This window comes from Dyadobacter jiangsuensis (assembly GCF_003014695.1).
In the GTDB taxonomy this organism is placed as follows: Bacteria; Bacteroidota; Bacteroidia; order Cytophagales; family Spirosomataceae; genus Dyadobacter; species Dyadobacter jiangsuensis.
This window is the reverse complement of the sequence record NZ_PYAS01000001.1, coordinates 501,990-513,324: the sequence shown is the minus strand read 5'-3', so window position 1 is coordinate 513,324 and position 11,335 is coordinate 501,990. Positions and strand designations below refer to the sequence as shown.

Annotated in this window: 8 protein-coding genes; 6 read left to right on the top strand and 2 right to left on the bottom strand. The window is 52.1% G+C overall.

Annotated elements, in window-relative coordinates; genetic code table 11:
* Nucleotides 1-364: 364 nt before the first annotated feature.
* Together CLV60_RS01895 and CLV60_RS01890 are read left to right on the top strand one after the other, a co-directional pair.
* Nucleotides 365-1,450, top strand: a complete 1,086-nt coding sequence (locus CLV60_RS01895) for a T9SS type A sorting domain-containing protein (protein WP_106593681.1) — start codon at nucleotides 365-367, stop codon at nucleotides 1,448-1,450.
* 195 nt (nucleotides 1,451-1,645) lie between these two features.
* A complete protein-coding gene (locus CLV60_RS01890; RefSeq protein WP_106593680.1) occupies nucleotides 1,646-2,992 on the top strand; it encodes a Gfo/Idh/MocA family oxidoreductase in 1,347 nt (448 codons plus the stop codon).
* A gap of 61 nt (nucleotides 2,993-3,053) precedes the next feature.
* Here the strand turns inward: CLV60_RS01890 and CLV60_RS01885 are convergent, their stop codons facing one another.
* Together CLV60_RS01885 and CLV60_RS01880 are read right to left on the bottom strand one after the other, a co-directional pair.
* Nucleotides 3,054-3,503, bottom strand: coding sequence for a DoxX family protein (locus tag CLV60_RS01885; RefSeq protein WP_106593679.1), 450 nt, complete (start codon nucleotides 3,501-3,503; stop codon nucleotides 3,054-3,056).
* 75 nt (nucleotides 3,504-3,578) lie between these two features.
* A complete protein-coding gene (locus tag CLV60_RS01880) occupies nucleotides 3,579-4,160 on the bottom strand; it encodes a Crp/Fnr family transcriptional regulator (protein WP_106593678.1) in 582 nt (193 codons plus the stop codon).
* A gap of 21 nt (nucleotides 4,161-4,181) precedes the next feature.
* Between CLV60_RS01880 and CLV60_RS34105 the strand changes: the two genes are divergently transcribed.
* The 4 genes from CLV60_RS34105 (at nucleotide 4,182) to CLV60_RS01865 (ending at nucleotide 11,334) form a co-directional block, all read left to right on the top strand.
* A complete protein-coding gene (locus tag CLV60_RS34105; protein ID WP_146151507.1) occupies nucleotides 4,182-4,397 on the top strand; it encodes a hypothetical protein in 216 nt (71 codons plus the stop codon).
* A gap of 267 nt (nucleotides 4,398-4,664) precedes the next feature.
* A complete protein-coding gene (locus CLV60_RS01875) occupies nucleotides 4,665-7,796 on the top strand; it encodes a SusC/RagA family TonB-linked outer membrane protein (protein WP_229210770.1) in 3,132 nt (1,043 codons plus the stop codon).
* 18 nt (nucleotides 7,797-7,814) lie between these two features.
* On the top strand, nucleotides 7,815-9,323 hold the full coding sequence (locus tag CLV60_RS01870) for a RagB/SusD family nutrient uptake outer membrane protein (RefSeq protein ID WP_106593677.1): 1,509 nt from the start codon (nucleotides 7,815-7,817) through the stop codon (nucleotides 9,321-9,323).
* Nucleotides 9,324-9,546: 223 nt separating this feature from the next.
* On the top strand, nucleotides 9,547-11,334 hold the full coding sequence (locus tag CLV60_RS01865; RefSeq protein WP_106593676.1) for an Ig-like domain-containing protein: 1,788 nt from the start codon (nucleotides 9,547-9,549) through the stop codon (nucleotides 11,332-11,334).
* Nucleotide 11,335 lies beyond the last annotated feature (1 nt).

The window sequence follows — 11,335 nt, the reverse complement described above, 5'->3', positions numbered from 1 at the left end:
AGAAACAGTCGATCTAAAAAATTGAACTTTTCAAATACAGCACATTTGACGAATTTTTAATTCAAAATAACTATCAGCGAAACAGCTGTTTTTTATAGTTTCTTAAAATCCACTGCAAGAAATAGTTCAATATGATTTACAAATTACTTACTATCAATACAATATACCTTTTGGAAAGTATACGTTGAGATGTAATTCTACAAGAAAGAGGAGTATTTCATAGACAGTTGCATGTAGTTTTACATAACAAAACACTACGCTCAATTTTAGAAAAACTATTTAATATTCACAAAAAATATTTAATTATTTCAAGATATAGGATGTATATTAATATATAACAAATACCTACTAAACGTCCTGTATTATGAAAACACTTCACGCGTTGGGATTGATTTTGATGGTAAGTTTTCCGGCCTCCGTTTCGCTGGCCGACCCGTGTAGTTTGAGTGATGACCTGGTTGAATTAAACAGTGTTTCAGCCTCCGGTGGAAATTGCATCGTTAATGTTAAATACTCTTTTACACTCACTAAAAACAACGGCAACAAATTCGCTTACATCCATTTCTGGCTGACGAGCAACTACTCCGCTCCCGACTACAAAAAGGGCCCAACCAAAGATGAGCTCGGCGATGTATTGGCAACCATCGCGCTCAGCACCGACTCTCCCGTAACCCTGTTACCCGATTACGACCCGGATAACACGGTTACGCCACTGTTCGCAGGGCTCACGGTGAGTGAAACCGATCTGGGTGGCGGCTCTTTCAGGATAACCGTAGATAATATCCAGCTGATCGTTCCGGGCGCTTGCTCGGGATTACCTGACATTCAGGCCGATGTTTGGGCATCGCAGTCCAATGACAAGGAAACTCCACCCGTGCATTGCGTTCTCAAAGGAGGCAATGTGATTCTGCCCGTGACATTAGCCCGCTTCGACGGAACATTACTCGACAATGCGATCAGCCTTTCATGGACTACAACCGAACAAACGAACAGCCGTTACTTTGACGTCGAAAGAAGCGGCGATGCCCGGGAATTTGCGCAGGTAGGCCGGGTAGCTGTACGCGGAAACTCGCTGGCTGTGGAACGATATCAGTTCATGGACCTCCAACCGCTTTCTGGAATGAATTACTACCGCCTGCGGATCGTCGATTTTGACGGCGGTTCCGAAATCTCGCGCCTGATTGCGATCGACAACAGCGCGAACAGCATTGCATTTGAGCTGCTCGGAAATCCGGCGTCGGGCAGGGAGATCCGCTTCCTGCTGAAAAATGAACCCGCATCCGCTATTCACTTCTATAATCTGTCCGGAAAGTCACTTGGGTTTTCGCTGGCCAGGACAGGAAACGAATTCACGCTGAAACCCAAAGATCCTCTGACGGCAGGCTTGTACCTCATTTCGCTTCAAGGCATTAGCACAGGCCGCCGGACGAAAAAAGTACTCGTTCCTTAGCAGCACGACAGACAACCCCTGAAACCAATAGAGGATTGTGACTAAAGGGGGATTTTCGGCAGTAGCAGACGAAAGACTGCTACTGCTTTTTTTCTAAGTCCCTCAACGGCGCGGAAATCTGTGAATTTGCCTGCCACGGAAAGGTATATACCGGAGCCGCATTGCTTAGTAAATCGAATCAATACATTACAAGTCATGGCTAACAGACGCGAATTTTTAAAAACTACCGCAGCAGGCTCGCTGGGGATCGCCATCGGCGGTACGGCCATGGGTTTCAGCGCAAAGAGCTACAACCGCATTATCGGAGCCAACGACCTCATCCGCGTGGCAACGATCGGGGTCAACAGCCGGGGCAAAAGCATGAGCGGGACTTTTGCAGGTCAGAAAAACACGGAAGTAGGCACGGTTTGCGACGTGGACGAGCGGGCTATCCCGAAAGCCATTGAGGCAGTGATGGAGGCCAAACAAACCGCCAAACCCAAATCCGAAAAAGACTGCCGCAAAGTACTGGAAGACAAGTCGATCGACGCCATATATATCGCCACGCCCGACCACTGGCACGCGCCGCTTACAATTATGGGCTGTCAGGCGGGCAAGCATGTGTATGTGGAGAAGCCATTGAGCCACAACCCGCGCGAGGGCGAGCTCGCGATCGAGGCCGCGCGCAAGTACAAGCGCGTGGTGCAAATGGGCGCGCAGCGCAGATCCGCGCCTGTACTCACGGAAGGCATCAAACAACTGCACCAGGGCATTATCGGGCGTGTGTATATGGCCAAAACATGGTATACCAATAAAAGAAAGGCTACCTACCTGAAACCCGGCACTGTCCCTTCCTGGCTTGACTATGAGCTGTGGCAGGGACCGGCGCCACGCATGCCCTACAAGGAAGGCCTGATCCATTACGACTGGCACTGGTTCTGGCATTGGGGCACCGGCGAAGCGCTCAACAACGGTACGCACGAAGTAGACGTGGCGCGGTGGGGCCTCGGCGTAGACTTCCCGACGCGCGTGAGCTCGGTAGGAGGACGGTACGAATTCAAAGACGACTGGGAAACGCCCGATACGCAGATCATCGCCATGGATTACCCCGGCCGCATTTCGCTGGTATGGGAATCCAGAAGCTCCAATGGCCGCAAAATCGAAGGCCAGGACCGGGGGATTATATTCTACGGCGAGAATGGCAGCCTCGACACCGGCGGCGATGCTTACAAAGTGTACGATCTCGACGGGAAACTCATTAAAGAGGTAAACTCTCCCACCGAGGAAGCCGGTATGCAAGGCCGGAACCTCGCCAGCCCCAGCTTGGGCATGGACAACCTCCACGTGGCCGATTTCCTCGACGCGATCCGCAATAACCGCAAACCGAATTGCGACGTGGAGCTGGGTTACAAGAGCGTCGTAGCCATGCAGCTCGGCAATATCGCCTGGCGGGTGGGCCGCGACCTGAAAATCGATCCGAAGAACGGGCATATCATCGGAGACAAGGAAGCCGAGAAACTCTGGTCGCGCGAGTACGCGAAGGGCTGGGACCCGATTGTGTAAATGTAAGGGCCCCTGCAAAGACTCATTTGCAGGGGCCCATTCATCCTGTGTCTTTCCAAAATTAACCCGCCGGCGACAATTTCCTGTCGACCGAAAACCGCCCGCTGCCCTGTACGATCACTGCCAGCGCCAGTCCGATTACCAGCAAATGGTATTCATAACCTTCGCCCTGCTGGTTGCCGAACCAGTTCATAAAGAAGCCATTCTGAGTGTGCCCCCCCACAAAAATAATCCCGGCAAACAGCCCGATAATAGCCACCGACCAAACCCGTGAAGCGAAACCTGCGATCAATGCGATCGCGCCGGCAAATTCGATCAGGATCACCAGGAAGGCGATCAGCCAGGGTATTTGAAGGGTTTGGGTGAAAAACTGCATTTCACCGGCGAAACCCGGGCCGCCGAACCAGCCCAGTACTTTTTGCGCGCCATGCGGGAAGAGGATCAAACCTATGGTAAGCCGGAGAATAAGGCCGGTCCAGTCGTTGTTCGTTTTAAAAATGATTGCTTTCATTACTTTGCCAATTGTTGTTTGAGGCAGCAAAGGACCGGAAAGCGGCGGTCGAAAAAATTAAAGTAGTTGAAGAAATCAGCCCTTCGTCATTTTTTTACGGAGCATACTGAGAAATACAGGCGTAATGCCAAGGTAGGCGGCGATCTGCTTTTGCGGAATACGCTGCCCAAATGCCGGATACTTGCGGATAAATTGTTCATACCGCCCCGCAGCGTCCAGCGAAAGCGACTGGTCAATCCGCTCCATGTGGGCAATGAATGCATTTTGCAGGAGTATCCTGAAAAATCGCTCCATTTTGGGCACTTGTTCGTAAAGCTGGTCGAGGTCCGGCTTGGTGACTTGCAGCAATTCGGTATCCTCCAATGCCTCGATATGGTAGCGGCTTTCCCGGCCCGTCAGAAAGCTGAACAAATCGCCCACCCACCAACCTTCAATCCCAAACATCAGGATATGCTCAAACCCGTTTTCATCAAGTGAATACACCTTGACACACCCCTTCACAATGAAACTTTCCGACCGGCATACCTCACCCTGCCGCAAAAGAAGCGCCTTCCGCTTCAATACCTTCGGCTGAAACAGGGAAAGCAGCAACTCCGCTTCCGCCGCATCGAGCCGAACATGATTTTCAATATTTTGAATTAAGAGGCTGGTATTCATCGCCTGAACTTGCTGTTTATCATGAAAGAGGTGCTCCGCTCCAATCAAATTGCCGTCAAGGGCAGTTTACCTTACCGGAACGTGGAGAACGGAGATTGGAAATTAATACAACATCCCGATTCCCGAAAGTATACGGGTGAGATACTGGTGATCGGCCCACGCCCTGCTACCCAGCGCGTTGACTTCCCTACCCCTCTGTCCAGGGTGCATTTTAATCTTAATTTAAGGCCATTTTAACGGCGTTTAAATCTGCACGGGCCTTTTTTGGACTATATTTTTTAAAAATATTAATATCCCCCCTCCCCTGACATCATACCGAATTACGCCTGCTGAGCGGCATTAGGCGTTGGCATTGCCCTATTCGGAAAATCACTAAAACCTGAAATTATTACTAAACCTGTTGAAAATCATGACTAACATCCGCTCCCCCGTCGTGCCCGCACGGACGCCCTTCCACGTATTTTTTTTACACAAAACGCTTGATAAACACTAACTAATTTCTACATGAAAAGTTATGTACAACCGCCCGTCCTGCGGTCGGGATGGATTATGAAAATAGTCCTGCTAAACCTATTGCTCCTGATCTCGCTGTGCTCTCACGCCCGCACAGCCACCGACAAAAAAATCACCGGAAAAGTACTGGATTCCAAAGACGCCTCCCCGCTTCCCGGTGTGAATGTGCTCATCAAAGGGACCGGCATCGGTACTTCCACAGATGCTTCCGGAAATTACGAAATCAATGTCCCGAATGAATCCAGCGTACTCGTATTCAGCTTTGTAGGATTTTCCAGCCAGGAAATCACCGTGGGTAACCAGTCGGTAATCGACGTCAACCTCGCTACCGACGCAAAAGCTTTAACGGAAGTGGTCGTGATCGGGTACGGTACCGTCCGCAAATCGGACCTTACCGGTGCGGTGGCTACCATTAAGGGTGAGCAGCTCGTAGACAAGCCGGTTCCGAACGTTTCCCAGGCCCTGCAAGGCAAAATTGCGGGTGTCGAGGTGAGTGTCAACAGCAATGCGCCCGGTGCTGCGGCCAAGGTGCGCGTGCGGGGTATCGGCTCCATCAACTCCAACATCGACCCGCTCTACGTGGTGGACGGTGTGATCGGCGTAGATGGCAACTCGATCAACCCGAACGACATTGCCTCGCTGGAAGTACTCAAAGACGCCTCATCCACGGCTATTTATGGGGCCAGGGGCGCAAACGGGGTGATCATGATCTCGACGAAACGCGGCCGTGCCGGTGCCATGAAAGTTTCCTATGACGGGAATGTGAACGTGAGCGACCTGTACCGCCATGTTAAAACCCTGAATTCCGACGAATTTGTAAAGGTTTACAATGAGGCCTACGCTAACGGCACCAAATTTGACCCCGCCGGCGGTACCTGGGCGCCCCCGGCGGCACTCAACCACGCCAACTTCCCGCTATTGTTCGATGCCAACGACAAGCCGCTGTACAATACCAATTGGGAGAAAGAAGTGTACAAACCGGCTACCTCGACGAACCATTCGCTTAACTTCCAGGGAGGAAACGATAAGACGCTGTTCAGTTTGTCGCTGGGTTACCTCAATCAGAATGGTCTGATGGCGACCTCCGCTTTCAAACGCTACAACCTCCGGTTCACGGTGGATACGGACATTAATAAATGGCTCAGAGTCGGCGGAAGCCTCTCGCTGATCAGCAGCCGGCAGCGCATGGTGTCCGACGGTAACGGCGGGCTGAATGTGCCCCGCATGGTATCGGAAGAAGTGCCGATCCTGCCGGTGAAATACCCCGATGGCACCTGGGCGGGCAACAACGACATCGCCGGACTGGAAGGCGGGCCGAACCCCGTGAATATCGCCCACAACCGGTATACGATCAACAACACGCTCCAATCCCTCGGCAATACGTATTTACTATTCCATATTGCCAAAGACCTGGATTTCAAAACCGATCTCGGATTTAACCTGCAATCCCAGAAAAACAACTTCTTCTCCTCCCAGAACCTCGCGCACATGTCGGCCGACCAGGGCGGGGTGGCCAACATCCGGGGTTACCTGAACACCTACTGGCAGTCGGAGAACTACCTGACCTGGAACAAGACGATCAACCAGCGCCACCGCTTTACCGCATTGCTCGGGGCATCGTGGCAGCAGTACAACCAGGAAACCAATTTCGTTGAAACCCAGAACTTTATCGACGACATTTTCCAATGGCATACCCTCGGCTCCGGTTCCGTAAGAAGTTCCTCTACCTCAGCCGATTACAAATGGGCCATGAATTCGTATTTCGCCCGGGCGACCTATAACCTCGACGAGAAATACCTTTTCACAGCGACAGGCCGTTACGATGGCTCCTCGAAATTCGGAGCAAACAACAAGTATGCGTTTTTCCCGTCCGTGGGGGCAGCGTGGCGTGTTTCGGAGGAGGCCTTCCTGAAAGGCAACAAGACGATCACCAATTTGAAGGTACGCGCGAGCTATGGGCTCTCAGGGAACCAGGAAATTGGTCAGTACCAGTCCATTGCACAGATTCAGCCGGGAACTACCAACGCTACCAGCACGGTGTTGAACGGCGCATTGCAATCGACGCTGTTGCCGAGCTATTTGGGTAACCCTAACCTGAAATGGGAAAAATCCTTGCAGTTCGATGCGGGTGTCGAACTCGGCCTGGGAGAAAAAATTGACCTGACGGTGGACTATTACAACCGTGTCACCAAAGACCTTCTGCTGCAAGCGCCTATTCCATGGTCGGCCGGTGAAGTGAATGCGAATGTGTACCAAAACGTAGGTTCAGTCCGGAACTCGGGTTTTGAAGTGAGTTTGAATACAACCAACATCGAGACGCGTAACTTCTCCTGGACGACCAACTTCATATTTGCAACGAATGCGAACAAGATCCTGAAACTGAACAAGGGCAATGCCGATATTTTCCCCGGCCCGAACTTCCTCGGCCAGACCAACATCCTGCGCGTAGGCGAGCCGATAGGTTCGTTGTACGGCATGACGCGCATCGGGACTTACAGCTCCGATGAGGCAGCCCTTGCTGCCGAGCATAACCTGAAACCAGGCGACAGAAAGTACATCTACAATGCCGACGGAAGCAATTATTACAGCATTATCGGCCGTACGACCCCCAAATGGACGGGCAGCATCAACAGCACCATGAAGTACAAGGGCTGGGATTTCTCATTCAATATCCGTTTTGTGGAAGGCCTGAATACCGCCGCGACTTTCAAGCACTCGGTGGAAGACAGACAGACCATTGCAAACAGCCTCGCTACTGTGCTCGACGCTTGGACGCCGGAGCACCAGAATACGATGATCTCGCAGGTGCGTAACTACAAATTTGCGCAGGATTCGCATTTCGATACCTGGTGGGTAGAAAACGGCTCGTTCATCCGCGGCCAGAACTTCATGCTCGGCTATTCATTCAACGACCCTGTTCTTGAAAAACTGAGAATCGACCGGCTGCGTCTGTACGCAAGTGTTCAAAACCTGTTTGTGATCACGAAATACACGGGTTATGACCCCGAGGTTGACACATTCAACTCCGGCTATGGTGCCAATACCGCTTTCTCGCAAAACCTGGACTTCTTTGCCAATCCCCGTCCGCGGGTTTGGAACCTGGGCTTGACACTTACTTTTTAAACCGCAACTACAAAAGATATGAAAGTGCTAAAAAATATATTGCTGGCCGCTTCCTTGCTGACTATGGGTTCCTGCTCGGATTTCCTGGAAGAAACCCCGACGGGCTTCCTGACGCCCGAATCGGAGGCTTCCAGCAGCAAAGTGGCCCGGGCTTATGCCAACTCCGCCTATGTGAACTTGCAGGGACTTCTGGCCGGCCAGCCGGCTTCCTACGGCGGCAACACGTACAATCTGCTGGAATTCATGACCGGCAAGGCAAACAGCGACCTCGGCCAGACCGGATTCGTGAACTACCAGAACCTGGGTTACACCAATACCTCTTTTTACTTCGACACCTGGTGGCAGCAAATGTACCTCGGCGTAGGAGCCTGTAACCTGGCTCTGCAAAGTATTCCGGGCATTAATGCGGCCGGGCTTACCGACGAGGCCAAGAACAATATGCTGGCCGAAGTCCACACGCTGCGGGCGCTGTATTACTTCTACCTGGTGCGGATGTACGGTGCGGTTCCTGCCGTAACGACTACGCCTACCAGCCTCGACCTGAATGTCGCGAGAACACCGGCCAAGGAGATTTACGACAAGATCATCATCCCCGACCTGCTTGCTGCGGAAGCATCGACGCTGCCATGGTCGAACACGACGGGCAATGTATCCATGTCGGCGGTGGAATCGATCCTTGCGGATGTGTACCTTACCTACGCGGGTGCGGCGATCAACGGCGGGCAGCAATACTATGCCGAATCGGCGAAGCGGTCGCTAAATGTGATCCAGAAGGGTGGTTACTCCCTTTTCAAAAATTACACGGACATGATCAATCCGGCGAACAAGAACCTCGGCGAATTCATTTTCCAGGTGCAATATGCTGCCAGCGTGCCACTGACCAACCCACTCACGCCGCTGACGATCCCCAACTATTCGGGTATTTCGAAATATGCGGATGAGTACGGCTCGGTATACCCTACGCCCGAGTTTATCAAGTCGTTCCCGGCGGGCGACAAGCGCGTAGAAGAGAAGCAGTTCTTTTACACAACTGCGCCGAGCATTAAAACCGGCCAGCCTGTGAAGTTCAAGAACACCTACATTTACAAGTGGTTCGATGCAAATGCGGTCACGAATACAATCAAATCGGATTTGAACTACACCTTATACCGCCTCGCGGACGTGTACCTCATGTATGCGGAGGCGTCCAACCGCGCGGACGGCGCACCTAACGCGAAGGCGGTCGAGTACGTAAATGCGATCCGCACGCGCGCCAACCTGGCACCGGTATCGGGTTTAAGCCAGGCGGCATTTGAGCAGGAAGTATGGTCACAGCGCTATTTCGAATTGTGTTTTGAAAACAAAATGTGGTTCGATATGCTCCGGACCCGGAAAGTACGCAACGACGTGACCGGCAAATGGGATGATTTTGTAGGCCACAAAACCGTATTCGGTGCCACTTTCAGCGAAAAGCAGTTGCTGTTCCCCGTACCGAGACAAGAATCGGACGTGAACCCGAATTTGCTGCCTAACAATCCTGGATTTTAATTTAGAATAAGGTTAGAATGGAAACAGCCGGCTCTCTGAGTCGGCTGTTTTTGTTTGAACGGCTGCGCAGCGCGGGGTAGCTAGCGACTGTCTGAACAGTAAACACCCGCCTTTCGCACACATTCTTTTCGGCACTGCTTTACGGAGAATAATTATATTTATTTAAAATATAATTATATTTAATATGAAATTCATCACCGAGTGAACCCTATCATCCGTTACCATGAAAAACATTACCAGGCTTTTACCCGTCGGGGTTTGCTGCTTTGTAATTGTTGCAGCATTATGGCTTCCGGTCGCCGTTCTTCACGCCCAACCGCTAACCAGCCCCATTTGCTCTTCTACGTCACAACATCAGAAACTGATTCTTTCGAAATCCCAGAGACAAATTTTTGACGATGCACAGAAACGGTTGAAGGCCCACATGGCCGCTGCCAAAATGCAACGCACTCAGGCCGCCGACCAGGTTTACACGATTCCGGTCGTCGTGCATATCCTGGAACCCATCGGGCGTTCGCTGATCACCGACCTGCAAATCCATGAAGGCATCGCCGAATTGAACAAAGCATTCCGAAACCAGCTCGCCGAATCCGACGGGGTGGACACTCAAATCCAATTCCAGCTGGCGGTGCGATCTCCACAATGCACACCGACCACGGGAATCGACAGGATTTATACCAACAATGCGGCCTACACCACATTTGGTGTCACCGGGCCCGGCGGCTCCGGGTTACCCTATGACCAGGTGTATCCAATGGGTTACTGGAATAATCTCGAATACTACAATGTATGGCTTGTCAACTACATGGACCAGGCCGCTGGTCTGGCCGGATATCCAACCGGCGCTTCTTCGCCGACCGACGGCGTGCTGCTCGTTGCCAACTATTTCGGAACAAAGCTGCTCGCCCACGAATTCGGGCATGGCATGTTCCTGGGGCACACGTTCTCACGGGGAATCGGCGAAGGCGATCTTGGGACGATAGAATGCCCGCTCAACGACAACTGCGCGGCACAGGGGGATAACATCTGCGACACGGAGCCGGTCAATCAAAGCTCCAACTACCTGTGCCCCGGAAATCCTAACCCGCTTAATCCATGCAACAACAACAATCCGTACGGTAACGTCCTCAAAAATTACATGGGTTACAACAGTTTCAGCTGCCAGACGCAGTTTACCAATGATCAACGCACGAGAATGCGGAACGCTATTGAAACATTACGCTCCGGACTGATCAACAGCAAGGGGCTCGACCCCGTCGTGGCGGGACTGAATATCCCGAAAGGCACCAACGCGACACTCACCGCCACGGGCTGCAATGGGCTGATACAGTGGTACGACGCACCCGCCAATGGCAACCACCTCGGATCCGGCAGCAGCTACACCACGCCCATTCTCGAAGAATCCCGAACCTATTACGCCTCATGCCTCCGCGCCGACTGCCCCAGCGATGTGCGGGTGCCGGCTGTGGTCACCGTCGGCGCGCTGCCAGTGACGCTTGTCAGCTTCGGAGCGGAGCTACTGGATCAAAACCAGGTAATGCTAAGCTGGACGACGTCATTTGAAACCATGCACGACCATTTCGATGTGGAATCGGCCCCGGACGCTAAAACATTCCAAACGGCCGGGCAGGTATGGGAGCCTTTCCGGCTGGCAGCGGGGCTTTCGGAATACCAGTTTAAGCATTTACCCGATTTGCCGACGAACCTAATCTACTACCGGCTCAAACAGATCGATACGGATGGCAGCTACGCCTATTCCAAAACAGTGTCCGTGAGATTGCCCGAAATACGAGATATTACCATTAGCCCCAATCCGGCTGAAAACAACATCACCGTCAGCGGCGTCTCGCAAAACTGGGATATCGAAGTCATCAATGCAATTGGCGTGGTAGTGCAACAGACCAGGAATCAGCACCATATCGACTCAAAACGGCTCCCGGCCGGTCTTTACGTGGTGCGCGTAACGACACAAAACGGATACACCGTCTCCCGAAAAATCATCAAGAAATAAC

Excerpts from the sequence above, each read along its gene's own strand:
- CLV60_RS01885 (WP_106593679.1), bottom strand. The coding sequence starts at position 3,503 with ATGAAAGCAATCATTTTTAAAACGAACAACGACTGGACCGGCCTTATT.
- CLV60_RS01875 (WP_229210770.1), top strand. The coding sequence starts at position 4,665 with ATGAAAAGTTATGTACAACCGCCCGTCCTGCGGTCGGGATGGATTATG.
- CLV60_RS01865 (WP_106593676.1), top strand. The coding sequence starts at position 9,547 with ATGAAAAACATTACCAGGCTTTTACCCGTCGGGGTTTGCTGCTTTGTA.
- CLV60_RS01880 (WP_106593678.1), bottom strand. The coding sequence starts at position 4,160 with ATGAATACCAGCCTCTTAATTCAAAATATTGAAAATCATGTTCGGCTC.
- CLV60_RS34105 (WP_146151507.1), top strand. The coding sequence starts at position 4,182 with ATGAAAGAGGTGCTCCGCTCCAATCAAATTGCCGTCAAGGGCAGTTTA.
- CLV60_RS01895 (WP_106593681.1), top strand. The coding sequence starts at position 365 with ATGAAAACACTTCACGCGTTGGGATTGATTTTGATGGTAAGTTTTCCG.
- CLV60_RS01870 (WP_106593677.1), top strand. The coding sequence starts at position 7,815 with ATGAAAGTGCTAAAAAATATATTGCTGGCCGCTTCCTTGCTGACTATG.
- CLV60_RS01890 (WP_106593680.1), top strand. The coding sequence starts at position 1,646 with ATGGCTAACAGACGCGAATTTTTAAAAACTACCGCAGCAGGCTCGCTG.